General features: G+C 72.3%; 22 protein-coding genes. 15 read left to right on the top strand and 7 right to left on the bottom strand.

Annotation, left to right across the window (positions count from 1 at the left end):
* Positions 1-5: 5 nt before the first annotated feature.
* A complete protein-coding gene (locus ACFY2A_RS16765; protein WP_387172491.1) occupies positions 6-1748 on the bottom strand; it encodes a DEAD/DEAH box helicase in 1743 nt (580 codons plus the stop codon).
* Positions 1749-1847: 99 nt separating this feature from the next.
* Positions 1848-2744 (bottom strand): hypothetical protein, encoded by an 897-nt coding sequence (locus ACFY2A_RS16760; RefSeq protein ID WP_387172489.1) that lies wholly within the window; start codon positions 2742-2744, stop codon positions 1848-1850.
* Between the two features lie 134 nt (positions 2745-2878).
* Between ACFY2A_RS16760 and ACFY2A_RS16755 the strand changes: the two genes are divergently transcribed.
* From ACFY2A_RS16755 to ACFY2A_RS16745, 3 genes are read left to right on the top strand one after another with little or no spacing between them, the layout of a single operon-like run.
* Positions 2879-4036, top strand: a complete 1158-nt coding sequence (locus ACFY2A_RS16755) for a sensor histidine kinase (RefSeq protein WP_387172487.1) — start codon at positions 2879-2881, stop codon at positions 4034-4036.
* On the top strand, positions 4033-4638 hold the full coding sequence (locus ACFY2A_RS16750; RefSeq protein WP_363919723.1) for a response regulator transcription factor: 606 nt from the start codon (positions 4033-4035) through the stop codon (positions 4636-4638). Before ACFY2A_RS16755 ends, ACFY2A_RS16750 begins: the two co-directional genes overlap by 4 nt.
* Before the next feature lie 56 nt (positions 4639-4694).
* Positions 4695-5288, top strand: a complete 594-nt coding sequence (locus tag ACFY2A_RS16745) for a TetR/AcrR family transcriptional regulator (RefSeq protein WP_387172484.1) — start codon at positions 4695-4697, stop codon at positions 5286-5288.
* 41 nt (positions 5289-5329) lie between these two features.
* Here ACFY2A_RS16745 and ACFY2A_RS16740 read toward each other — a convergent pair whose 3' ends face one another.
* Positions 5330-6184 carry an alpha/beta fold hydrolase gene (locus ACFY2A_RS16740; protein WP_387172482.1) on the bottom strand — a complete coding sequence of 285 codons (855 nt, stop codon included), beginning with the start codon at positions 6182-6184 and terminating at the stop codon, positions 5330-5332.
* A 232-nt stretch (positions 6185-6416) separates the two neighbouring features.
* On the opposite strand from ACFY2A_RS16740, the gene ACFY2A_RS16735 reads away from it, so the two are divergent.
* From ACFY2A_RS16735 to ACFY2A_RS16725, 3 genes are all read left to right on the top strand, one after another.
* Positions 6417-7373: a DUF5715 family protein gene (locus ACFY2A_RS16735; protein WP_387172480.1), complete on the top strand. Its 957-nt coding sequence runs from the start codon at positions 6417-6419 to the stop codon at positions 7371-7373.
* Positions 7374-7375: 2 nt separating this feature from the next.
* Positions 7376-8986, top strand: coding sequence for an asparagine synthetase B family protein (locus ACFY2A_RS16730; protein ID WP_387172478.1), 1611 nt, complete (start codon positions 7376-7378; stop codon positions 8984-8986).
* A gap of 68 nt (positions 8987-9054) precedes the next feature.
* Positions 9055-9876, top strand: coding sequence for a MerR family transcriptional regulator (locus ACFY2A_RS16725; RefSeq protein WP_387172476.1), 822 nt, complete (start codon positions 9055-9057; stop codon positions 9874-9876).
* A 176-nt stretch (positions 9877-10052) separates the two neighbouring features.
* Here ACFY2A_RS16725 and ACFY2A_RS16720 read toward each other — a convergent pair whose 3' ends face one another.
* The gene (locus tag ACFY2A_RS16720) at positions 10053-10274 is read right to left on the bottom strand and encodes a DUF2188 domain-containing protein (protein WP_363919711.1); all 222 of its coding nucleotides are present in this window, start codon (positions 10272-10274) and stop codon (positions 10053-10055) included.
* 135 nt (positions 10275-10409) lie between these two features.
* Positions 10410-11867: a hypothetical protein gene (locus ACFY2A_RS16715; RefSeq protein ID WP_363919709.1), complete on the bottom strand. Its 1458-nt coding sequence runs from the start codon at positions 11865-11867 to the stop codon at positions 10410-10412.
* Positions 11868-12006: 139 nt separating this feature from the next.
* On the opposite strand from ACFY2A_RS16715, the gene ACFY2A_RS16710 reads away from it, so the two are divergent.
* The 5 genes from ACFY2A_RS16710 to ACFY2A_RS16690 all read left to right on the top strand — a co-directional run bounded on the left by ACFY2A_RS16710 (position 12007) and on the right by ACFY2A_RS16690 (position 17610).
* Complete coding sequence (locus tag ACFY2A_RS16710) at positions 12007-12258, top strand: hypothetical protein (RefSeq protein WP_387172473.1); 252 nt, start codon at positions 12007-12009, stop codon at positions 12256-12258.
* 71 nt (positions 12259-12329) lie between these two features.
* Positions 12330-13538: a sensor histidine kinase gene (locus tag ACFY2A_RS16705; protein WP_387172471.1), complete on the top strand. Its 1209-nt coding sequence runs from the start codon at positions 12330-12332 to the stop codon at positions 13536-13538.
* Entirely contained in the window at positions 13535-14218 is a 684-nt protein-coding gene (locus ACFY2A_RS16700; protein WP_363919703.1) for a response regulator transcription factor, read from the top strand. The genes ACFY2A_RS16705 and ACFY2A_RS16700 overlap by 4 nt, the downstream gene beginning before the upstream one ends.
* Positions 14219-14354: 136 nt before the next feature.
* Complete coding sequence (locus ACFY2A_RS16695) at positions 14355-15131, top strand: ABC transporter ATP-binding protein (protein WP_387172773.1); 777 nt, start codon at positions 14355-14357, stop codon at positions 15129-15131.
* 1 nt (position 15132) lies between these two features.
* Positions 15133-17610 (top strand): ABC transporter permease, encoded by a 2478-nt coding sequence (locus ACFY2A_RS16690; RefSeq protein WP_387172469.1) that lies wholly within the window; start codon positions 15133-15135, stop codon positions 17608-17610.
* Here ACFY2A_RS16690 and ACFY2A_RS16685 read toward each other — a convergent pair whose 3' ends face one another.
* Complete coding sequence (locus ACFY2A_RS16685) at positions 17611-18873, bottom strand: nucleotide sugar dehydrogenase (RefSeq protein ID WP_363919697.1); 1263 nt, start codon at positions 18871-18873, stop codon at positions 17611-17613. It lies immediately after the preceding gene.
* 105 nt (positions 18874-18978) lie between these two features.
* Positions 18979-20346 (bottom strand): protein kinase, encoded by a 1368-nt coding sequence (locus ACFY2A_RS16680; RefSeq protein WP_387172466.1) that lies wholly within the window; start codon positions 20344-20346, stop codon positions 18979-18981.
* 505 nt (positions 20347-20851) lie between these two features.
* Between ACFY2A_RS16680 and ACFY2A_RS16675 the strand changes: the two genes are divergently transcribed.
* The 4 genes from ACFY2A_RS16675 (at position 20852) to egtB (ending at position 25094) form a co-directional block, all read left to right on the top strand.
* A complete protein-coding gene (locus tag ACFY2A_RS16675) occupies positions 20852-21481 on the top strand; it encodes an RNA polymerase sigma factor (RefSeq protein WP_363919693.1) in 630 nt (209 codons plus the stop codon).
* 1 nt (position 21482) lies between these two features.
* Complete coding sequence (locus ACFY2A_RS16670) at positions 21483-22238, top strand: hypothetical protein (protein ID WP_387172464.1); 756 nt, start codon at positions 21483-21485, stop codon at positions 22236-22238.
* A 289-nt stretch (positions 22239-22527) separates the two neighbouring features.
* Positions 22528-23763, top strand: a complete 1236-nt coding sequence (gene egtA, locus ACFY2A_RS16665; protein WP_387172462.1) for an ergothioneine biosynthesis glutamate--cysteine ligase EgtA — start codon at positions 22528-22530, stop codon at positions 23761-23763.
* On the top strand, positions 23760-25094 hold the full coding sequence (egtB, locus tag ACFY2A_RS16660; RefSeq protein WP_387172460.1) for an ergothioneine biosynthesis protein EgtB: 1335 nt from the start codon (positions 23760-23762) through the stop codon (positions 25092-25094). Before egtA ends, egtB begins: the two co-directional genes overlap by 4 nt.
* Positions 25095-25110 lie beyond the last annotated feature (16 nt).

The raw sequence follows: 25110 nt of genomic DNA, 5'->3' as shown, positions 1-25110 counted from the left end.
ACACCTCAGCGGCGGTCGCGGCGGTCGCCGCCGTCGAAGCGGCCCTCTCCGGGACGTCCTTCGCGGTCACGGCGGACGGTGGCCTTGCGGCCCTTGATGGTGCTGCCGCGCAGCCCGGCGATGATCTCGTCGGCGACGGCGACAGGCACCTCGACCAGGGAGAAGCGATCGGCGATCTCGATCGAGCCGATGTCTCGGCCCCGGACCCCGGTCTCCCCGGTGATCGCGCCCACCAGATCCTGCGGGCGCACCCCGGCCCGCCGGCCCACCCCGATGAAGACCTGGGTGGTGCCGGCGGTGCGGGGCCGCGCCGGCCGGCGCTCACCCCGGCCCTCGTACCCCGTCGACCGGCCCTCCCGAGGTGGGCGGACCGCGACCTGCGGAATCTCCTCCTCGGCCTCGTCGGAACCGGGCAGCGTCGCCTCGTGGGCCAGCTTCACCGCGGCGAGCGCCACCTCCATCAGGTCGAACTCGTCGCTGAGCGTCTCGACGATCACCCGGAACGGGTCGAGATCGTCCTCCAGCAGGCTTTCCCGCAACGCGGCCTGGGTCAGCTCCAGCCGACGGGTCCGTAGATCGGCGACCGTGGGGATCTTGTCGATCGTGATCCGCTGCCCGGTGACCCGCTCGATGGTCTTGAGCATCCGGTGTTCCCGGGGCTCGGCCAGGGTGATCGCCACGCCCTCCCGACCGGCGCGGCCCACCCGACCGATGCGGTGCACGTACGACTCAGGCGCCGACGGCACGTCGAAGTTGACTACGTGGCTGAGCTGCTCGACGTCCAGCCCACGGGCCGCCACGTCGGTGGCGACCAGCAGGTCCGCGGTGCCGGCACGCAGCCGCCCCATCACCCGGTCCCGCTGTTCCTGGCTCATGCCGCCGTGCAGCGCCTCGGCCCGGTAGCCGCGACCGTTCATCGTCTCGGTGAGCCGGTCGACCTCCTCCCGACTGCGGCAGAACACGATCGCCGCCGTAGGCGACTCGACGTCCAGCACGCGCCCCAGCGCCGCTGGCTTGTGCGCCCGCGCCACCAGGTACGCGCTCTGCCGAACCCGGGGTGCCTCGCCGGCCACCGGCTGCTCGCGGGCGATCAGGATGCGCACCGGGTCGGTCAGGTGCGCTCGGGCCATCCCGTCGATACGCGCCGGCATGGTGGCGGAGAAGAGCAGCGTCTGTCGCTGCTCCGGGGTGTGTTCCAGGATCGCCTCGATGTCCTCGGCGAAGCCCATGTCGAGCATCTCGTCAGCCTCGTCCAGCACCACGCTGGCGAGGTTGCCCAGCCGCAACGTGCCCCGGGCGATGTGGTCCAGGGCGCGGCCGGGGGTGGCCACCACGACGTCGATGCCGGCGTCCAGTGCCCGCAACTGCCGACCGATCGGCTGCCCACCGTAGATCGGCAGCACCCGCGCACCGAGGTCCTTGCCGTAGCGGTGGAACGCCTCGGAGACCTGCACCGCGAGTTCCCGGGTCGGCACCAGCACCAGCGCGAGCGGGTCGTCACCCGTCCGGTCGTCGGGCATCCGCTGCAACAGCGGCAGGGCGAACGCCGCCGTCTTGCCCGTGCCCGTCGCCGCCTGCCCGAGCAGGTCCCGGCCGGCCAGCAGCGGCGGGATCGCCTCCCGCTGGATCGGCGTGGGCTCCTCGTACCCGAGTGCGGCGAGCGCGGCGAGCAGTTCGGGTCGTAGGCCGAGGTCCGTGAAGGCGGGCGGCTCGGTGGACGGGTCGGGCGATACGGGCGTGGAACTCATGGGTCAAGCCTTTCATCACGCCCAGCGGTCCGCTGCGGCGACCACCCGAACATGTGCGCGGGGTCGCCGACGGCAACCCCGCACACCCGCCCGGTCCCGTCACCCGGTGAGCAGCGCCAGCATGATGGTGATGCCCAACACGGCGTCGATGACGATGCAACACTCGGCGTAGGCTCGCGGCACCACCCGTCGGCTGCGGTGATGGAGCAGGTCCCACCCCGCATGGGCCAGCCAACCGAGCGCCACGAGCCAGTGCCCCACGGTGCCGCCCGCCAGCACGGCGACCAGGGCCAGGGCGGACCAGCCGGCCAGGCCGGTGAGCTGGAGCCGCAGGTTGCCGGGTACGCCCCACTGTCGGCGGACCGTCCCGATCACCAGGTAACCCACCGGCAGGACCAGCAGCGTGTACGCGCCCAGCAGGGCTGGCGAGGTCCAGCTGTCGGCGGTCACCAGCAACGCCAACCCAGCCGGCCAGCGATGCGCCAGCGCCCGTACCAGCGGACGCCGAACGGCCGGCTGGTTGCCCGGGTGCCGGACGTACTCGATGGGTCGTCGTAGCATCGCCGCCGCCATCGCCGGCACCATCAACAGGTGGGCGCCGACCAGCAGGAGATCCGCGTCGAGCAGTCCGGCCCGGTAGCCGACCAGCAGGAGCAGGACCGGCGCGTACATGGCCAGCACCATCTCGCCGATTGCCGCGACGGAGTGCCCTCGGTACACCATCCAGGCGGCCATGCCGATGCTCATGTCGGTGGCCATGAGCAGCGCACCGACGCCCGGCGAGGCCGGGGCCAGCCCGAGCGCCGCACCCAGGGCGGCTCGCGCCGGACCGAGCACCAGCATGCCGGCCACCATGGCCAGCACCATCTCCAGCAGGTGCCGGGCCAGCGGCCGGAGTCGCCCGACCCGACCCGGCCCGGCCGGCCGGCTGGCCGTCGTGGCACCGGAAGGCGTGGGATCAGGGATGGATGTCACTGCGGTTCTCAGCTCTGCCATGTCACCGAGCCTGGTGGCCGCCGCGCGGGGGAAACCATCCCCAAGCGGTCACCGGTCGGCCGGGTGAAACGCCCGGCCGGCCCGGGCAGACCGGCGGGTCCACCGCTGCGGCGGCGCGCTCTACCCTGTCGAGCGTGGTGACCGACGCGTTGGTTGCGGGCAGCGGGCGGACACTGTCCCGCGCCCGGGCCGCGACCCTGGTGTCTCTCACCTCGGGCATGGCCGCCACCCTGCTCCTACCCGCGGTCGGGCTGACCCGGGAACCGGACGCCTGGCGGGCGGTGGCGGGCACGGTGGGGCTGTCCGCGTTCGCGCTGGTGCTGGCGGTGGCGCTGTACGCGGCGGTCACCCCGGCACCGCCCGCCCGGCTGCGCCGGTGGTTGCTGGCCGGTTACGCCTCGGTGGCGGTGCTCAGCGTGCCGCTCGTCGCGCCGGTCGCCGGTGCCGCGTGGCCCACGTGGGCGTGGCTCGGCGCGGCGGTCGTCGGTGGGCTCCCGTTGCTCGCACCGTTACGGTCGGTGATGTCGGCGGCGCTTGTCACCGTTGCGGTGTCCGGGGCGGTGGCTGCGCTCACCGGCATGTCCGTCGGCCGGTCGGTGCTGCTCACCGGATCTGTCGGCGTCGGCATCGCGCTGGTGAACGGCTTCCAGGTGTGGTTCTGGCGGCTGCTGGTGCAGGCCGAACAGGGACGGGCTGCGCAGGCCCGGCTGGTCGCCGCGCAGGAGCGGTTGCGCTTCGCCGCCGACGTGCACGACCTGCTCGGACATCACCTGACCGTGATCGCCCTCAAGTCCGAGCTGGCCGCCCGGCTCGCGTCGGACGACCCGGTGCGCGCGGGCCGGGCGGCGGGCGAGGCGCAACGGTTGGCCGCCACCGCACTGACCGAACTGCGGAGGACGGTGCACGGTTACCGTCGGATCGACCTGACCGAACAGCTCACCGCCGTGGCGCAGGTGCTGCGCTCGTCCGGGGTGCGGTGCACCGTCGCACCGCCCGACGGTGAGCTGCCGCCGGAGGTGGCGACCCAGCTCGCGGCGGTGCTTCGGGAGGCCGGCACCAATGTGCTCAGACACAGCCGGGCGGGCTGGTGCCGGATCGAGTTCACTCAGGAGGAGCAGGTGGCGCGGATGATCGTGACCAACGACGGGGTGCCCGACACGGCGGAGCCCGACCGGCACAGCCATGGACTCCGCGGGCTGGCCGACCGGCTGGCCGGTGCCGGTGGGCAGTTGCGTACCCGCTGCGCAGACGGTGTGTTCACCGTCGAGGCGACCGTACCGACCGTCGTATGATCCGCGTCCTGCTGGCCGACGACGAGGAGTTGATCCGTACCGCTCTCGCCGCGCTGCTCGATCTCGAGGAGGATCTGTCGGTCGTCGCCCAGGCGGCCGACGGCGAGGAGGCGGTGACCGCCGCTCTTGCCCATCGACCCGACGTGGCGGTGATCGATCTGACCATGCCCCGACGGGACGGGTTCCAGGTCGCCGCCGAGCTCGCCCGGGCGCTACCGGCATGTGCCGTGGTCATCCTCACCGGCCAGGGCCGGCCGGCGCACCTGACCCGCGCGCTCGGCGCGGGCGCCCGCGGCTACCTGCCCAAGGGTGCGCCGGGCGGCGCGCTCGCCGACGTGATCCGCCGGGTGCACGCGGGTGGCCGGTACGTGGACCCGGCCCTCGCTGCCGATGCGCTCACCATCCCGCCCTGCCCGCTGACCCCGCGTGAACTGGAGACGCTGCGGCTCTCCGGCGACGACGCACCGGTCGCCGCGATCGCCCGCCGGGCACACCTGTCGCCGGGGACGGTGCGCAACTACCTGGCGCTGGCGGTGCAGAAGCTCGACGCGGGAAGTCGGGCGGAGGCGCTGCGGATCGCGCGGGACAACGGCTGGTTGTGATCCGCCCGCCGGTACTGGTGCAGGAAAGTGGATCGGCCCTGACCTAGCATCGGGTGGTGACAGTCACCGTGCCGGCCGGCGGCCCGCAGGAGGATCTCCTGCGGCGGGTGATCGCGTACTTCGCCGTCAACGGCGTCGGCGACACCAGCCTGCGTACGCTCGCGGCGGAGATCGGCACCAGCCATCGGATGCTGATCTACCATTTCGGCTCCCGCGAGGGGTTGCTCACCGCGATGGTCGAGGCCGTCTGGCGGGCCCAGCAGGAGTTGCTCGAATCGCTGCTGCGGGAGGCGGTTGACGACCCCTACGACGGTGCCTGGCGTTTCTGGGTCCGGCTCGCCGACGACCGGGCGTTCGCGCCGCTGTTCTTCGAGATGTCGGCGGCGGCGATGCAGGGGCACGCGTGGGCCAGTGCGTTGCGCACCTGGATCACCGTCTGGACCGACCGGCTCGGCTCGTTCTTCGAGGGGGTGGGGCACCCGCCAGCGCAGGCACGGACCCAGGCGCGGATGGCGATGGCGATGACCCGGGGCGTCCTGTTCGAGTTGGCGCTCACCGGCGACCGGGCGACAGCCGACGCCACCATGGCGGCCTTTCTGGATTCCACGCGGCCGACCAGCCGAGCGGGTGACGCTCCGCAACGGCGGTGACCCGGCGGCGCGTGCGGTGCGTCCGGGCCAGCGGGCGGGGCTCAGGGGCGCGGGCCGCGCACCTCGGTCGTGACGAACCGGACGAGCTCCGCCGCGAGCCGCCGGGGCTGGTCCTCGGGCACCAGGGTGTAGCTGTCGTCGATCTCGACCAGCCGGCCCCGGGGAAACAGCGCCGCCAGCCGGGGCCCGTGCGACGGGGGCATGAGCTTGTCCTCGCGGGCCCAGGCCACGAGGACCGGGCGGTCGAATGACGCCAGCCGGCTCGGCAGGGCCCGCAGTTCCGCCTTTGACGGGGTGGACAGCGCGAAGGTGCGCAGGTCCCGTCGGATCGCCCGGTCCTGCTGCGCCGGTCGGAACCAGGCGTCCATCACCTCGCCGGGGATCGGGTACTTGCTCATCCATCCCCAGGCGCCGGGGGCACGCCGGAACCAGCCGAACCGTTGAAGTTGCATCGACAGCCACAGCACACCGGGAACTCGCGCGCTCATCGCCACCGCCTTGCCCGGCTTTCCGGGCGGGAAGTTGCCGAACGCCTCGCAGGCGACCAGCGCCAGACCGGCGATCCGGTCGGTCGGACCGTCGGCCACGAGGAACTGGACGCCACCCCAGTCGTTGGCGACCAGGGTCACCTCGCGCAGGTCCAGTGCGTCGAGCAGTTCCCCCACGAGCGCGGCGACGCCCCGGTGGGTGATCAGTTCCGGCCGATCCATCGGTCGCCGGTGGCTGCCGAGCGGCAGGGTAGGGCAGATACAGCGCACCGTCGGACCGACTTCGGCGACCACCCGACGCCACAGGCTCGCGTCCATGTTCACACCGTGCAGCAGCACCAGGACCGGCCCGTCACCGCCGGTGTCGGTGTAGTCGATCGTCCCCGCGGTCAGGCTGATGGTCGGCATCGACGTCCCTCCCGTCCATCGACCGTACCTCCGCGGCACGGTGCATGTACCGAATGGTACATGCACTTGTCTGTCGGCCATGCCCGGTCTGTGTGCCGCCGGGGCGACGCGCGCCTGTCCACGAGGTCTGCCACGCCTTAGGGGGATACGGGAGTATTACTCGTACTCATCCGGATCGGTGTCGTTACGTTCTGTCACAGGCGACCGTTGCGGCGGCTAGAGAGGACCGATCATGCGAGTGCCCAGCCGAAGCCCGGGACACCGACCCGGTCTCCCCGTCACCCCGGCCCGCCGACGCCCACCGGGCACCGTGCGCCCGCTCACCGCGGCCCCGCCCGACCTGGCGGCCTACCGCGACGCCGTGGCCGAACTGCTGGTCGAGGTGAGCGCCCTCGCCGGGGTGGGTAGCGCGAAGGCTCGACAGGTGCTGATCGACCAGCGGCTACGGGAACCGGCCATCATGCAGGTACTCGACGCCACCTCCCAGGGTCTGATCGGAGCCCGCGAGACGCTGCTGCTGGAGATGGCCCGGTACCAGCCGAACGAACGCAGTTCCGCCGCTGACCTGGCCGCGCTGGTGCGCATCTACCTGCTGTCCCGCATCGACGTGATGTGGTGGCGCGACGCCGCCACGTTCCTCACCGACGCGGAGGTCAACCACAGCGCCGAACTGGTCGACCTGGAGTGGCTGCGGCGGCGAGGGCTGCTGCGCTTCCAGTACACCGAGCAGCCCCGCACGGTCGTCGGCCGGGGCGTACGCGCGCTGCGCCGCCGGATGCTGCCCGACGCCACCCCGCATACCGCCGGGTTGCTGTTCCGCCGGGCCCGCCGTGAGGTGATCGCCCTGCTCAACGACATCGGTCGCGAGTTCGCCGCCGCCACCCCGGCGGGCACACCGCCACTGTGGGTGACCAGCCTGGTCCGCAGCGCCGAACACCAGTACCGGTTGCGGCGCCTCGGGTACGCCGCGATGGTGCCCAGCGGCCACTGCCTGGGCTGGGCGGTGGACGTGGAGATGGCCTGGTACCGCCGCTTCGGGGTCCGGGACACCCTGGCCGGGCTGCTGCTGAGCCGGCAGCGGGCAGGCGAGATCAACGTGGTGGACGAGGGTCAGGCGTGGCACATCTGCCTCGCGCCGTCCGCGACGCTGCGGCTGCGCCGGGCGTACGAAGCCGAAATGGGGATCTGACCATGTGCGGGATCATGCTCAGCATCGGCCCGGAGGCGGACCCGGCGATCTTCCGGCGGATGCTCGGCACACTCGCGCCACGGGGCGAGGTGACCAAGACCCGGCACGAGAACGGTCTGCTCGCCGGAACCCGGCGGCTGCGGGTGGTGGACCGCGAGCGCGCGGTGCAGCCCTGGGTCTCCGCCGACGAGCGCTGGCTGCTCTGCTACAACGGCGAGGTCTTCAACCACCACGAACTGCGGGCCGAGCTGACCGCCCTCGGCCACCGGTTCCGCAGCGCCAGCGACACCGAGGTGGTGCTCGCCGCGTTCGAGCACTGGGGCGAGCAGGTGGTGACCCGGTTGCGTGGCGAGTACGCTTTCGTCGTGGTGGAGCGGGCCACCGGGCGCGCGTACCTGGCCCGGGACCCGCTCGGCGTGAAGCCCCTGTACTGGGCGCGGACGCCGGGATGCCTGCACCTCGCCAGCGAGGTCAAGGCGCTGGTCCGGTTGGGCGCGCCGGTGGCCGAGGTGCCGCCGGGGCACCACGGTTGGGCCGACGTCGACGGCCGCCCCCAGCTGCGGCCGTACGTGGACCTGCTCGCCCTTGGTGCGGGCCGGCCGGTGGTGGCGGACCCGGACGAGGCCGCCCTGCTCGTCCGTGCCGCCCTCACCGACAGCCTCCGGGTGCGGTTGGACACCGACCTGACGGTGGGCGTGGTGCTCTCCGGCGGACTGGACAGCTCGCTGGCGCTGCTGCACACGGCTCAGCTGCACCCGGACTGTGTCGCCATCACCGTCGGGGTGCCGGAGAGCCCGGACCTGGCGTACGCCCGGCGGTTGGCCAGGGACCTCGGCGTGGCACATGAGGTGGTGGAGCTGCGCCCGCGCGACATCCGGCTCGCCGACGTACGGGAGGCGATCCGGATCTCCGAGCTGACCGAGTACGGGGACATCATCAACGCGATCGTCTCCGTGCCGATCTTCCGGCGGCTGCGGGAGTTGGGCGTCAAGGTGGTACTCACCGGCGACGGCTCGGACGAACTGTTCGGCGGCTACCCCATGTACCACGAGGTCGGTCCGGAGGCGTCCCGGAGACTCTTCCTGCACAAGATTCGCAACCTGTGCCGGACCGAGCTGCAGCGGGTCGACCGGACCAGCATGGCCTTCGGCGTCGAGGCCCGGGTGCCCTTCCTCGACCTCGCGCTGGTCGATCTGGGGATGCGGTTGCCGATCGAGTTGAAACTGCGTGACGGCCAGGAGAAGTGGATCGTCCGCCGGGCCTTCGCCGACATGCTGCCCGACTACATCCGGCGCCGGCCGAAGAACCCCATGTCGTACTCCTCCGGGCTGCACGAGCGGGCCCGGTTGTACAAGCCGCTCTTCGCCCGCCTGCACCGCTCGTTCGGCTACCACCTGCTGGAGCCGGTTCGCCGCGACTTCGACAGCGTGCTTATGCGTTGTGGCAACGACCTGGACGCCGCGCTCGCCGCGGGCCGGGCGAGACCCGACTACACGGTCCTCGAACACGCCCGCGACCTGGTCGGCGCGGCGAAGTGGAATGCCACCCCGATCATGCGCCGGCTGGTGTCCCCACGCCGCAACCGCGGCGACGAGGCCCCACTGCCCGGCTGAGTCGTTGCCGCTCCCCGGTGGCCCAGGATTGACTCTGACACGGTGTCAGCGCCCACCGTGGAGGAGCCATGTTAACCATCGGAGACTTCGCCAGCCTGGGCCGGGTGTCGGTACGGATGCTGCGGCACTACGACAGCATCGGGTTGCTCCCGCCGGCCGCCGTCGACCCGCACAGCGGCTACCGCTACTACACCGCCGCCCAACTGGGTCGGCTCAACCGGGTGATCGCTCTGAAGGACCTCGGCCTGACCCTGGCCCAGGTGCGGGCGATCCTGGACGAGGCTGTCGATCTGGTCGAGCTGCGGGGCATGCTGCGGCTGCGCCGGGCCCAGTTGGCGGCTCAGTTGGCGGCGGACACCGCCCGCCTGTCCAGCGTCGAAGCGAGGCTCCGCATGATCGAAACGGAGGGTCGGATGACCAGCCAGGATGTCGTGCTCAAGCAGGTGCCGCCGATCCAGGTCGCGGAGCTGAGTGCCGTTGCCCGCAGCTACGAGGCCGCGGACATCGGTCCGGTGCTGACGCCGCTCTACCCGGAGCTGTTCCGCCGGCTGGAGGCCGCCGGGGTCAACCCGTCCGGCCCGGCGGTGGCCTGGTACGACCAGGCCGCCGACGGGGACGGCGTCGTCGTACACGCCGGGGTGGGTGTCGAGGGCGGCCGGGCGGCGGCCGGCGGCATCGCCGTGGTGGAACTGCCGGCGATCACGGCGGCGACGACGATCCACCACGGCCCGATGGCCACGGCCGACCGGAGCCTGCAGGTGCTGGCTCGGTGGATCGAGGAGAACGACTGGCGCACCGACGGCTACGCTCGCGAGCTCTACGTGGAGTACTGGCCGGAGGAGGCAGACAAGGGGGTCACCGAGTTGCAGCTACCGGTGCGTCGGGTCTGAACTGGACGGCCGGCGGCGGCTGGCCGTGGGCCGGCCGGTGAGCAGCAGGGCACCGACGGCGGCGACGGTGCCGAGCACGCGCCCGGCCACCGGCGACAGTGGAGCCGTGACGACGGCGGCCTGCCGACAGCACCCGGGGTGGATGGTGTCGGCAGGCCGCCGCTGGTGTGGCCCGTTCAGCCGGCGGGCGGGTACGGGTCGTCCCGGTAGGTGTACTCGGTCTCGATCTTCCCGTCGGCCGTGTGCACCACGAGCTGACTGGGCTCGTTGCCGTGTGCCGTCTCGCGTCCAGCCTCGACCGCCCGCTGCTTGGTGTCGTACGTCCCGACGACGGTGTTGCCCTGCTCGACCTTCCAGCCGGCGCCGTCGGGCACCACGTGGTACTCGTTGCGCGTCATCTCACACCCCTTCCTGCGTGACGGACGAGGTACCCGGGACAGGCGGGAGGAAACGCGACAACCGATGCGGCTGTCAACGCGATCGGGCCCGGCCACCCCGTACGGGGGCGACCGGGCCCGACCGGTGCGTTGGACCTACCAGCTCAGGTAGCTGGGCTGGGTCTGGACGTTCAACTCGCGGAAGTGGGCCAGCTTGGCCGTCCACGTCCGCCAGTCGTTGAGCGCGAGCACGTCGAGCCCCTTCTGGATGTCGGAGGAGTAGATGTGCCCGTTGTAGTAGTAGGCCGACCAGGAGCCGCCCACGATGAGCTGGCTGTCCGACAGCGGGCCGCGCTCCCAGTAGCCGATCTCCTTCGGCTTGCGGGAGTTGGTGAAGTCCCACACCGAGACGCCGCCCTGGTACCAGGCCTGGACCATGATGTCCTTGCCGAGGACCGGGATGAGCGAGCCGTTGTGGGCCACGCAGTTCTCGGTGTCGCCGTTGGTCCGGGGGATCTTGTAGTAGCTGCGGAACTCCAGCTTGCGCTTGTCGCCCCGACCGGTGATGTCGTAGATGGCGTTGGCGCCGCGCTCCGGGCCCACGGTCTCGTTGCAGGTGGCGCCGCCGCCTCCGCCCAGCTCGTCGGTGAAGACGACCTTGGTGCCGCGGTTGTTGAAGGTGGCCGAGTGCCAGAACGCGAAGTTGGTGGTGTCCCGCACGGTGTGCAGCACCCGCGGCGCCTCCCGCTTGCTGATGTCCAGCAGCACCCCGTCACCCATGCAGGCACCGGCGGCGAGGTCCTTCGTCGGGTACGCGGTGATGTCGTGGCAGCCCGAGGTCGCCGAGCCACCGCTACGACCCTCGTAGCCACCGTCGGGGAAGAGGTTCGGCGTGGCGACGACGGCCGCGTCCGTCGGCTTCTTCAGCGGCACCTTGACGATGCTTATCGAGTCGTGCGGCGGCTGGCAGTCCGGGAAGGCGGCGTTCGGGCTGTACGACGAGACGTACAGGTAGACCGATTTCTTGTCCTTCGCCGGTACCAGCGTGTGGGTGTGCGAGCCGCAGGCCGTCTCGACCGCCTTGATGTACCGCGGGCTGGCCTTGTGCTTGATGTCGAAGATCTTGATGCCCTCCCACGACTCCTTGATCGTGGCGGACTGGGAGGTGCTGCTGCACGAGTCGTCGTTGCGGGACGCGTCCGTCGACAGGAAGAGCAGGTCACCGTAGACGGAGACGTCGTTCTGCGCGCCCGGGCAGAGCACCTGCGAGACGATCTTCGGCTGGCTCGGCTTGGCGACGTCGTAGATGACGAAGCCGTCGTAGTTGCCGACGAAGGCGTACCTGCCCTGGAAGGCGATGTCGGTGCCGAGCGCCGCGGTGGTGTTGAACGGCGCCTGCTTCGGCAGGTTGGCGATCAGTTTGAGGTTGGGGCTGCTGGCGATCTCGTCGACACCGAGCGGTGCCTCGACGGCTGCGGCGGACTCGCTGGCCGCGGCGGAGACGGTCTGCGCGTTGCCGGGTGAGGCAACGGCGATGCTGGCGAGGAGGAGCCCGGTGGCGGCCACACTGACGATACGCAGTTGCCGCCCCCGTGGCAGGGTCAATCCGACCATCGGCGACGCCCTTCGAAAGGGTAGTGACGTTGGCCGTACCCTACTCGCAGATGAGATCCATCGATGTGACCCAGGTCACATTTGGCGTCCAATGTGAATGGATGCGATCGCAGCTACCTCGACCCGGAGGGGGTGTGGCATGACCGCCCGGCGCGGACAGCTACTCGCCGCCGTCACATCGGTTTCCGTGGCGCTGGCGGTGGACGCCTCCGCGCCGCCGGTCATCGTGCCCGGCCGTCCCGGGGAGGAGGCCGTCGAGCGTCCCGCCGAGCCGCGGGTGCGTGCCCTCGCCGACCGGATCCGGGCCAGCCAGGGGCCGGAGTTCGCCACCTCCGTCGCCAGCGAGCAGTCCGTCGAGATCGCCCGGATGCGCGACCTGCTGCCGTCCTGACCGGTCCCGCTCCGGGAGGCCGGGAGCACCTTCGCGTCCGTCGCCGGGATGCCTCGTACGCTGGGTGCACGATGAATGCGATGATCTTCGGCCGGCGGTTGCCCGCGGTCGCCTTCGACGTGGCCCTTGCCGGCCTGGTGGCCCTTGTCAGCGTGGCCGGCGGGCCGGTGCAGCCGGGCGGCTGGTGGTCCACCTCCATCGGTGTCGCGATGGCGCTGGCGCTGCTGTTCCGCCGCGTCCGCCCGGTGGCGGTGACCGTCGTGGTGGCGGTGCTGGCCTTCGCCCAGGTGGCCCTCGGCTGGGCGCCGATGCTCTACGACGTGGCGGTCCTGATCGCCCTCTACGGCGTGGTCAAGTACGCCGAGCGGCTACGCGACGGCGCCATCGCCGGAGTGGTGGCCGTGCTCGGAGCGGTCTTCGCCGCCGTGCGGGATCCGTTGCCGGCCGCCTGGTACTACGCCGCCATCTACTACACCCTGCTCACCGGAGCGGTCTGGCTGGTGGCCCTGAACGTCCGTACCCGCCGGCAGTACGTGCTCAGCCTGGAGGAGCGGGCGGCCACCCTCGAACGGGAGCGGGAGGCCGAGGCGCGGGCGGCGGTGGCGGAGGAACGCACCCGCATCGCCCGCGAACTGCACGACGTCGTGGCGCACAGCATGGCCGTCATGATCGTCCAGGCGGACGGGGCCCGGTACATGATCGACCAGAATCCCGACACCTCCCGGGACGCCCTCAAGATCGTTGCGGACACCGGCCGGCAGGCACTTGAGGACATGCGTCGGCTGGTGGGCGTACTGCGCGAAGCGAACCCGCCGGAACCAGTGCCCACACCGGCCGTACGACCCGTGCCCGACCACCGGCGGCCCTCGGTGGCCGAGCTGCCCGCCCTGCTCGACCGGTTCCGGGAGGCCGGGTTGCGGGTGCGCTACACGGTCACCGGCAGACCCGTCCCGCTGCCGCCCGCGCTGGAACTGACCGTGCACCGGTTGGCACAGGAGGCGTTGACAAACGTGCTCAAGCACGCCGGGGTGGGAGCGAGCGTGGAGCTCACTCTGGCGCACACCGCCGACGGTGTCGCGCTCGTGGTGGTCGACGACGGTCGCGGTCACGGACCGCTCACCCCGACACCGCCGGGTGGTCACGGGCTGGTCGGCATGCGCGAACGGGTCTCGGTGTACGACGGCACCATCACCGCCGGGGCCCGACTGGCCGGTGGCTGGCAGGTACGGGCGTGGCTGCCGATGCCGTCGTTCCCGGGCTCGGAGGTGATCGCGGCATGACGATCCGGGTGGTGATCGTGGATGACCAGGCGCTCGTGCGAGCCGGCTTCCGGATGGTGCTGGACTCCCAGCCCGATCTTGAGGTGGTGGGCGAGGCGATCGACGGCGCGGACGCGTTGCGGGTACTCGACCGCGTTCCGGCGGACGTGGTGGTGATGGACATCCGGATGCCGACCATGGACGGTGTGGAGGCCACCCGGCGGCTCTGCGCCGACCGGCCGGCCGGCGGACCGAGAGTGCTGGTGCTGACCACCTTCGACACCGAAGCGGACGCGTTCGCCGCGCTGCGCGCGGGAGCCAGCGGTTTCCTGCTCAAGAACGTCCCTCCGGAGGAGCTGCTGACCGCGATCCGGGTCGTCGCGGGCGGCGACTCGGTGGTCGCCCCGTCGATCACCCGCCGGCTGCTCGACCGGTTCGCCGGACAGCTCGGCAGCGGGCCCACCGAGGACCCCCGGCTGGCCCAGCTCACCGACCGGGAACGGGAGATCCTGCTGCTGGTCGCGCAGGGTCTGGCCAACGCGGAGATCGCCGCCCGGGTACACGTCGCCGAGGCGACGGTGAAGACCCACGTCGGCCGGATCCTGGCCAAGCTCCAGCTCCGCGACCGGGTACAGGCGGTGGTGCTGGCGTACGAGAGCGGCCTGGTCACCCCGGGCGCCGAGGGCCCGCGTACGACCTGAGGCGTACGGGTGTGCCCGGTGCGGGACGACCTGAGGCGTACCGAGGTCGAGCGTCCGGGTTGATCTCGACGGGCCGGTGGTCTCCATAGCGTCGGGGACGTCCGACATCCACCGTCCCACGGAGCAGCACGTGTCGATCGCACCACCCGTCCACGTCACCGCCGGTGTCGCCGTCACCGCCCGGAGCCTGCGCAAGCAGTACGGCACCGGCCAGGCCGCCGTCGTCGCCCTCGACGACCTCGACGTCGACTTCGCCGCCGGCCGCTTCACGGCCATCATGGGCCCCTCCGGCTCCGGCAAGTCGACCCTGATGCACTGCCTGGCCGGCCTGGACCGCCCCACCGCCGGAACGGTACGCGTGGGCGACGCCGAGCTGGGCCGCCTCGACGACCGTCGGCTGACCCTGCTGCGCCGCGACCGGATCGGCTTCGTGTTCCAGAAGTTCAACCTGCTGCCGGCGCTGCGCGCGGCGGAGAACATCACCCTGCCGCTGGACATCGCCGGACGGCGGCCGGACCCGGCCTGGCTGCGGCAGGTGGTCGCGGCGGTCGGACTGACCGACCGGCTGCGGCACCGTCCGGCCGAGCTCTCCGGTGGCCAGCAGCAGCGCGTCGCGGTGGCCCGGGCACTGATCACCAAACCGTGGGTGATCTTCGCCGACGAGCCGACGGGCAATCTGGACTCCCGCGCCGGGGCAGAGGTGCTGCGGCTGCTGCGCGAGGCGGTCGACTCCCTCGGGCAGACCGTGGTGATGGTGACCCACGACCCGGTCGCCGCCGCTCACGCCGATCGGGTGGTCTTCCTCGCCGACGGCCGGCTCGTCCGGGAACTGGCCGAGCCGACCGCCGAGCGAGTCCTCGACGTGCTCGGCCGTCTGGACACCGACGGCGCGGCCCCGGTCGGAGGACGCTGACATGATCCGGCTGACCCTGCGCTCGTTGCGCGCCGAGGCGGCGCGCATGCTGCTGTCCACCCTCGCCGTCGTCCTCGGGGTGGCCTTCATCGCCGGCACGTTGATCTTCGTGGACGGGATGCGGGCCGGCGCGTACGACCGGGCCGGCACCTTCGACCGACACACCGACGTCGGTGTCTACCGGGACGAGGTGATCGACGCGTCCCTGGTCGAGCGGGTGCGCGCGGTCGACGGGGTACGCGCCGCCGAGGGCGAGCTGATCGGCACCGGCGGGCTGGTCGGCTCCGACGGCCGTCCGGTGCTCGGCTACGGGGTCCTCGCCGCGATCCCCACCGATCCCGCCCTCCAGTCGTACGACGTGGTGGCCGGCCGACTGCCCGCCCGCACCGGCGAGCTGGTGCTCGACCAGCGGACCGTCACGGCGCAGGGGTTCGACCTCGGCGCGCCGGTACGCGTCGGCGGCGCCAGCGGCGCGGCCCGCCCGTACACCCTGGTGGGCACGGTCGACGTGGCCGGTACTCCGCGCGACGTCGGTGGTCCGTACATCGGACTGGTGGGTGCCGACGCACTCGCCGTGACCGACCGCGGCGGCTACGACCGGATCATGGTGGCGGCCGAGGCGGGAACGACCGATCGGTTGCTCGCCGAGCGGATCGCCGAGGCGGTCGGCGCGGACACGACCGTACGCACCCGACCGGAGATCCTCGACGCCGCCGTGGCCGAGGAGGTTCGCGACCTGAGCCAGTTCAACATGGTGCTGCTCACCTTCGCCGGGGTGGCCGTGGTGGTCGCCGCCTTCGTCATCGCCAACACGTTCACAATCGTGCTCGCCCAGCGCACCCGGCGGACCGCGCTGCTGCGCCTGGTCGGTGCCACCCGGGAACAGGTGTTCCGGGCCACGCTGCTGGAGTCGGTCGCGGTTGGGCTCGCCGCCTCGACCCTCGGCGTGGGGCTCGGTGCCGGGCTGGCGGCCGGCCTCAACCTGTTAATGGCACGGCTGGACACCCCGTTGCACGGCGAGCCGACCCTCACCGTCGGCACCGTGCTGGGCTGCCTCGCCGCCGGCACCGCCCTCACCGTCGGCGCGGCACTCGTACCGGCCTGGCAGGGCACCCGGGTCGCCCCGGTGGCCGCGTTGACCGACGCCGCCGTCCAGGTCGCCCGCCCTGCCGGCCGGGTACGCCTGGCGTTCGGCGCGATCGTCCTCGCCTGCGGGGTGGCGGCACTGGTCAGCGCGGCCTCGGCGGGGCAGGTCGTGCTGGTGGCCCTGGGTGGGGTGCTCAGCTTCCTCGGCCTGGTCCTGTTCGGTCCGGTGCTGGTGCCGGCGTTGGTGCGGCTGTTCGGCGTCCCGGCCCGCAGGATCTTCGGGAAGACCAGCTCCCTCGCCGTGGCCAACGCGGTCCGCAATCCGCGACGGCTCGCCGCGACCGCCACCGCGCTGGTGATCGGGATCGGCTTGGTCTCCTCCTTCGTGGTGGGCGCGCAGAGCACCAAGGCGGCCATCGAGCGCAGCGTCGACGCCGAGGTGGGCGTGGACTTCGTGGTGACCGGGATCGGGGTGGACCTGCCCGCCGGGGTCGTCGCCGCGCTGGCCGACCGTCCGGAGCTGGGCACGGTGCACGAGTCGCGTACGCACGTGGTCGACGACGTCGAGTTCCGGGCCGCCGCCCCGGAGCTGGTCGGTCACCGGATCGACCGGGTGCTCACCGGGCAGCTCGACCGGTTCGGACCGGGCCGGCTGCTGGTGCATCGGGACCTGGCCGGGCGGCGCGGTTGGTCGGCGGGGGAGACGGTGACCCTGCACGGACGCCCGTTCGAGGTGGCGGCGGTGGTTGCCGGCACCGGATCCGAGGCGAACACCGGGCGGGCACCGGAGGGCCACGTCGTCGAACTGGACGACGTCGACTTCACCCGGCTCTTCCCCGACGAGCGGGGCTACCTGGCGGAGGTCGACCCGGCGGCGGGGGTGTCCGCCACTGCGGCCCGGGCCGCGATCGAGGCGGTCCTGGTCGACTACCCGACGGTCAACCTGATGGACCAGGCGGCGTACAAACGGATGCTCACCGGCACCGTGGACATGCTGCTGGCGTTCGTGGTGGCGCTGCTCGGCCTGGCGGTGGTGATCGCGTTGGTCGGGGTGGCGAACACACTGAGCCTGTCGGTGGTGGAACGCACCCGGGAGAACGCGGTGCTGCGGGCGGTCGGTCTGACCCGTGGGCGGATGCGGGGCATGCTGGCCGTCGAGGCGCTGTTCACGGCGCTGGTCGGCGCGGTGCTCGGCGTCGCCCTCGGCACCGGGGTCGCCGCCTCGGCGATGGCCATGCTGTCCCGGATCGCCGGCGAGTTCACCCTCGTCGTGCCGTGGGGACAGCTCGGCGGCATCCTTGGGATCGCGGTGCTGGCGGCGCTGGTCGCGTCGGTGCTGCCGGCCCGCCGGGCCCTGGCGCTGCCCGTCGTCGAGGCACTCGCGGACCGCTGATCAGAGGCGTTCCACGGTGGGGCCGGTGCAGCGGTTGCGGGTGTCGAAGACGTATCGGGCATGCCGGACCACAAGGTCGTAGTCGAAAACGTCGTGATCGGTGACCACCACGACACCGTCGGCCTCGCGCAGCTCGCGCTCGGTCAGGCTCACCGTCAGCACCCCGGCGGGCAGGTGGTGCGCCTCGGCGTACGGCTCGACCGCCCGGACCTCGGCACCGAGTTCCCGCAGCCGCCGGGCGACCTCGACGGCCGGCGAGTCGCGCATGTCCCCGGTGTTGCGCTTGTAGGCCAGCCCGAGCAGCAGCAGCCGGGCGTCCTTGACCGCCCGCCCGGAGCGGTTCAGCCCGGCCATCACCCGCTGCGCCACGTGCTCGGGCATCTCGTGGTTGACGTCGTTGGCCAGTTCGATGAACCGGAACTGCCGGCCGAGGCGGCGCTTGACCTGCCAGGAGAGGTAGCAGGGATCGATTGGCAGGCAGTGCCCGCCGACACCGGGCCCGGGCCGGAACGGCATGAATCCGAACGGCTTCGTCTCGGCCGCTTCGATGGCCTGCCACACGTCGATGTCCAACTGGTGCGAGAGCATCGTCAGCTCGTTGACCAGGGCTATGTTGACCTGCCGGAAGGTGTTCTCGATGAGCTTGGTCAGCTCGGCGACCCGGGTCGAGTCCACCGGCACCGTCCGCTCCACCAGGCGCCGGTAGAACGAGTCGACCCGGGTCAGCGCGGCGGCGTCCACCCCGGAAACCACCTTCGGGGTGTTCGCCAGCCGCCAGGTCGGGTTGCCCGGGTCGATGCGCTCGGGGCTGTACCCGAGGTGGAAGTCCCCGGGGCTGCGCAACCCGCTGGCCGCCTCCAACAGCGGTCGGAGCAGTTCCTCGGTGGTGCCGGGATAGGTGGTGGACTCCAGGACCACCGTGCAGCCGGGCCGCAGGTACGGTCCGATCCCGGTACCGGCCTGCTCCACGAAGCTCAGGTCGGGGGTGCCGTCGCGTAGCGGGGTGGGCACCGTGATGACGCAGATGTCGAAGTCCTTGGCATCGGCGTACTCGGTGCTCGGGCGGTACCGACCGGTGGCCAGCGCGCGGCCGAGCCGGTCGGCGGGAATGTCCGACACGAACGACTCGCCCGAGGCGAGTCGCTTGATCCGGTCGGCGTCGACGTCGAGGCCGACCACGTCAAGGCCGGCTTCGACGGCCTGCATGGCCAGCGGCAGACCGACATAACCCTGGCCGACGACGACCAACTTTTCCACGCTCACCCGAACTCCCGAACAGTAGGAGATAACTGCTGGTGAGGAGCCTAGAGCGAGGTGTGATGCCGTACGTCCGTTTCGGGAATTTAGGGGAGGTTGCGGCTGGTGGGGTCAGCCGCCTTCGCCCTCGCCGGTGCCCGGCGGCTCATCGTCTGGCGGTGTGGTGGATGTCGACGACGTGGTGGGTGTCGACGGCGTCGGGCTGCTGGACGTGCCCGTCGGCTCCGGGTCGGGGCTGGGTGTCGTCGGCTCCGGCGACGCGGGTTCGCTCGACTCGCTGGGTTGCGGCGAGGACGGCTCGGGCGACGGTGACCCGGTCGGCCGGGTCGTCGAACCGGCCGGACGCAGCGACGGCACCTGCGCCGGTGCGCTCTCCTCCGGGTTTGTTGGTGCCGCTTCCTCGTCGGTGGACTCGACCGTCGGTGCGGTGGTCGGCAGCTTGACCGCCGGGGTGTTGGCCTCCTGCGTGGCACCGAGGGCCGCGCCGAGCGCCGTCATCCCGACCAGCACGGCGGTGAACGCGCCCACCAGCTTGCCGCGGCGCCGTCGGCCCGGTGGCGGTGCGTCGACCACCGGCAGTCCGGTGCGCGTGTCCGGCCCGGCATCGCGCAGTGCCGTGGCCATCGGGACCACCGAGGTGGGCAGGGAGCCCTCGGAGACCGCGGCCCGTGCCGCTTCCGCCATCGCCGCGCCACTGCCGAACCGGTCGGCCGGGTCCTTGGCCAGGGCCTGGTCGACCAGCACCCGCACCGCTTCCGGGATGTCGTGCGGCAGCTCCGGTGGCGGATCGTCGAGATGCCGGACGGCGACCTGGAGGGGGTTGTCGCCGGTGAACGGTGGACTGCCGGTCAGGCAGCAGTAGGCGACCGCACCGAGCGCGTACAGGTCGGTCGCCCCGGAGACGGGTCGGCCGGCGGCCTGCTCGGGAGCCATGTACAGGGCGGTGCCCGGAACGGCGTTCGTGCTGGTGATGCTCGTTACGTTCGTCGACCGGGCGACGCCGAAGTCGACCAGGACGACCGTGCCGTCCTCCTGCATCAGCAGGTTGCTCGGTTTGACGTCGCGGTGCACGATCCCGCCGACGTGCGCGGCGTGCAACGCCTGGGCCGCCTGTGCCACCACCGACATGGTCACGCCCACGTCCAGGCGGCCCTCGGCCTCGATCCGCTTGGACAGCGGCTGACCGGTGACGAACTCCATGACCAGGTAGTCGGCCCGGCCACCGTTGGGCAGATCATCCTCACCGCAGTCGTAGACCTGCACGATGCCCGGGTGCCGCAGGGCCGCCATGATCCGTGCCTCGGCGCGGAACCGGGCGATGAAATCGGGGTCGGAGACGAGGGCGGGCAGCAGCACCTTGACCGCGACCTGCCGTCCGAGGATCAGGTCGGTCGCCCGCCAGACGTCGCCCATGCCGCCGGTGGCGACACGCTCGTCCAAGCGGTACCGACCGCTGAGTACGACCTCCGAAGACAACACGGCACCACCGTACCCACAGCGGGCCCGAACGGCGCGTCGGCGGGTCGGGCCGTGCCGATGGTCGTCCCGGTGTCTCGATCGACGGATCCGTCGGTCGCGGACCGAGGATGCCCTACGGTGACCGTGTCCGCACGGGGTGCCACATTGGCGTCGGTGTCGCTGCGGCGCGCCTGTCCGTAGCGTCGTGGGCCTCCGCCGCGTTACGGCGAACCGCGGTGGGGTGGGTAGACAATTCTCACTGCGGGTGTGCCCGTCACATCTCGTCCGAGGGCGTCCGCGGCCCCGACGCCAGCCCGATCCGACCGAGTTCGACGGGCGCGCGGGTCAGGTTGTGGTCCTCGGCGTTGTCGGCGAGAATCCGCTACCGGGCCGCACGGGTCCGGTTCGGTTCAGGCCAACGGGGGTGGGGTGCGGATCGAGGTCCGGCGCGCGGAGCGGGCCGAGCCGACGCGTGCGGCTGCTTGGTGGGCCTCCCGACAGCGGCCGGTGGGTCGGCGGTGCGACCGTGGCCGGTGAACTGGACCAACTGGTGGCTGCTGCCCGGGCCGGTGACGAGGACGCCTTCCGTCACCTCTACCGCAACCTTCAGCCCGGGCTGCTGCGCTACCTGACCGCCCTGGTCGGACCGGACGCCGAGGACGTCGCGTCGGAGACCTGGTTGCAGGTCGCCCGCGACCTGCCCACCTTCACCGGTGGCGAGTTTCGTGCCTGGGCCGTCACCATCGCCCGGAACCGGGCCATGGACCACCTGCGCCGGCAACGCCGTCGTCCCGCCTTGTCAGTGCCGGTGCAGGAACTCAGCGAGTTGGCCGGGGACGCGGACACCGCCGAGCGGGCGGGCGAGAGCCTCGGTACCGAGGCGGCGCTCGCGATGATCGCCAGCCTGCCGCCCCGGGAGGCCGAGGCGGTCCTGCTGCGCGCCGTGATCGGGCTCGATGCCGAGACCGCCGGGCGGGTGCTCGGCCGTCGGGCCGGTGCCGTGCGTACCGCCGCCCACCGCGGCCTGCGCCGGCTGGCCGTTCTGCTGGACCAGCGGGCGGCGACCACCGCACCGGACGATGTCCCGACCGCGGCTGACACCCGGCCCCGTCAACGCGCCGGCCTGCCGCCCCAGACCGAGCCGGTGGACGGCTGACATGCGCGGACTGCGAGTGATGCTGCGCCGGTCGCAGCGCGCCGACCACGAGCGGCTGTTGGACGCCGCCCCTGACGGCCGGCCGACGCGGCCGGCACCGGCTCCGGCCGGCCCGCTCGGCGACCTGTTGCGGGCCGCCGCCGCTCCGGCCCGAGAGCGGGAACTGGCCGGGGAGGAGGCCGCCGTCGCGGCGTTCCGCGCCGCCCGCCAACCCGGGGCGGCGGCATCGACGCCCCGGCGACGACGGCACCGGTTCACCGTCGGTGCGGTGGCCTGGATCGCCGGGCTGGCGGCCACCGCCACCGCGGGCGTCGCCCTGGCCGCGGTCGGTCTGAATCACACCGGTCCGGTCTCGCCGCCGGTCGTCACCAGCCCGGCCACGCCGGCACCCAGCACCGACGACGGCACCCCCACCGGCGAGGGCACGGCAGCCCCGACCGACGGTCCTACCGGTGGCGTGACCTCCCCACCCGAGCGGGCACCGAGCGCGTCGGTGCGACCGCCGAGCGCATCGGCGACGCCGGGTCCCGAGGCCGGCGGGCACGTCGGCCCCGGCAACTCGGACAACACCACGGACCGTCCTGGTCTGTGTCGGGCCTACCTGGCCAAGTCGGAACGGCAGCGGGAGAAGGCGCTGAAGACGCCCGCCTTCAACGAACTGGTGGTCGCCGCCGGCGGCGCCGAACACGTCGACGAGTACTGCCACGGCCTGCGGGCCGAACCCGACCCGGAGCCGAGCAGGAGCCCGGCCGGCTGAGTCCGCCCGGACACCTCGGGCCGCCCGCGCGGATCGGGCCTCGCTCGCCCGGCAGAATTTGACCGGATCGTGAAATCCGTTCGACGCACGGTTGGCCCCTGCTACACAGATGGTGGCGGAATCGCCCGTGCCGACATCGGGTGAAGCGCCTCGTCAGCCTGCCGTCGAGGGCGACGTGCCGGGGCTGTGGAACCGATGCGCCAGCACCGTGCGGTTCAGGTTCACAAGGGTTCGATGTCACTGGGGTGGGCTACCGTGGCGGCGGATCCGATCGGGAAGGGAGCCCCGCATGGTGATGTCACCGGAGGTGGACCGGATCCCGGTGCTGCGGGACCGTGCCGCCGCCGCCCGGCACCTCGCCCGGATCTGCTTCAAGACCGGTCCACCCACCCTCACCGGGGTCGAGCTGGAATGGACGGTCCACGACGCCGTCGATCCGGTCCGGCCCGTCGACGCCGCGCGCCTGCGCACGGCACTGGGGCCGTACGGCCCCACCACGCTGGACCCGACCAGCCCGGCCCTGCGCCTGCTCCAGGGCAGCGCGATCACGGTCGAGCCCGGCGGGCAGCTGGAGATCTCCACCCCACCGCGAGCCTGCGTCGCCGCGCTGATCGAGGCCACCCAGTCCGACGTGGCGCAGGCCACCAGACTGTTGGACGCCGCCGGCCTGACTCTCGGCCGGTCCGGCATCGACCCACACCGACACCCCCGGCCGGTGATCGACACCCCCCGCTACCGCGCCATGCGCCAGGTCTTCGACCGTCGCGGGCCCGACGGGCGGACGATGATGTACAGCACCGCCGGCCTCCAGATCTGTCTCGACGCCGGGCAGCCCGAGCAGTTGCCGGTCCGGTGGCAACTGGTACACGCGGTCGGGCCGCCGCTGCTCGCCGCCTTCGCCACCGCCGCCCGGCACGCCGGCCACGACACCGGTTGGGCGTCGGCCCGGATGGGCGCGTGGTGGCGCATCGATCCCGCCCGCACCGCCCCGGTCTGGACGCCCGCCCGGGCCGACCGGGATCCGGTCGCCGCCTGGACGGCGTACGTGCTGGCCGCGCCGCTGCTCTGCGTCCGCGGGGACGGTCCGGACTGGACAGCTCCGCCGGATATGACGTTCGCCGACTGGATCGACGGGGCGCTGCACCGACCGCCCCGCGTCGACGACCTGGAATACCACGTCAGCACGCTCTTTCCACCGGTACGTCCACGCGGCTACCTGGAGATCCGCTACCTCGACGCCCAACCGGGGCGGGGCTGGATCCTGCCGTTGGCGGTGCTCAGCGCGCTGCTCAGCGGCCCCGACACGATCGTCGAGGCGATGGAGGTGACCGCGCCCGCCGCCGACGGCTGGCACCGCGCCGCGCGGTACGGCCTGCGTGACGCCACCCTGGCCCGCGCCGCCGCGGGTCTGCTCGACCTGGCCCGGACCGCACTGCCGCGGCTGGAGCTGCCGCCGGCCCTGCATCGGGAGATCGACCACGGATTACGACGGCGGCGTGACGCCGCGGAGAGGAGTCAGCGGTGACCGACACCGGCATCGACCGCGACGCCGAGGGGTTGCGCGGCCGGATCGCGGCGGAACTGGCGCGTACCCGCGCGCGCACCGCCCTGTTGACCGAAGCGGTGGACGACGCCGACCTGATGCGCCAGCACTCACCGTTGATGTCCCCGCTGGTGTGGGACCTCGCGCACGTGGGCAACCAGGAGGAGCTCTGGCTGGTGCGCGACGTCGGCGGGCGGGAACCGGTCCGGTGCGACATCGACGACCTGTACGACGCGTTCAAGCAGCCGCGTCGGGACCGCCCGTCGTTGCCGCTGCTGCCGCCTCCGGAGGCCCGGGTGTACGTGGCCACGGTCCGGGAGAAGGTGTACGACCTGCTGGACCGCGTCACCTTCGACAGTGGTCGGCTGGTCGCCGACGGCTTCGCCTTCGGCATGATCGTGCAGCACGAGCAGCAGCACGATGAGACGATGCTCGCCACCCACCAGTTGCGTTCCGGCCCCGCAGCGCTGCACGCGCCGCCGCCACCGGAGCCGACCGTACGGGTGCCCGCCGAGGTGCTGGTGCCGGCCGGCCCGTTCGTGATGGGCACCGACACGGACCCGTGGGCTCTGGACAACGAGCGCCCCGCCCACCGGGTGGACCTGCCCGCGTACGTCATCGACGCCGCACCGGTGACCAACGGTGCGTACCGCGCGTTCATCGCCGACGGGGGGTACGACGACCCGCGCTGGTGGACCGAGGTGGGCTGGCAGCACCGCCAGCAGGCCGGGCTCAGCGCGCCGATGCACTGGCGGCGGGACGGAAACGGCTGGGCCTACCTGCGGTTCGGCAGTTGGGACCGGGTCCGCGACGACGAGCCGGTGGTGCACGTCTGCTTCCACGAGGCGCAGGCGTACGCCACCTGGGCGGGTAAGCGGCTACCCACCGAGGCGGAGTGGGAGAAGGCCGCCCGGTGGGATCCGGTGACCGGCCGGTCCCGGCGCTACCCGTGGGGCGACGGTGACCCCACGGCGGCCCACGCCAACCTGGGCCAACGGCACCTGTCGCCGGCACCGGTGGGCGCCTACCCGGCAGGTGTCTCGCCGCTCGGGGTGCATCAACTCATCGGCGACGTGTGGGAGTGGACCTCCACCCCCTTCCGGGGCTACCCGGGCTTCGCCGCCTTTCCCTATCGGGAGTACTCCGAGGTTTTCTTCGGCGACGACTACCAGGTCCTGCGGGGCGGTTCGTTCGGGACCGACCAGGCGGCCTGCCGCGGCACGTTCCGCAACTGGGACTATCCCATCCGTCGACAGATCTTCAGCGGCTTCCGCTGCGCCCGGGACGCCCGACCGGACGAGGCGCACCGGTGACGGTCGGGAAGCCGGT

This window comes from Micromonospora sp. NPDC000442, from assembly GCF_042898635.1.
Taxonomy (GTDB): domain Bacteria; phylum Actinomycetota; class Actinomycetes; order Mycobacteriales; family Micromonosporaceae; genus Micromonospora.
The sequence above is the reverse complement of the archived record's forward strand: the minus strand, read 5'-3'. Positions and strand labels throughout refer to the sequence as shown.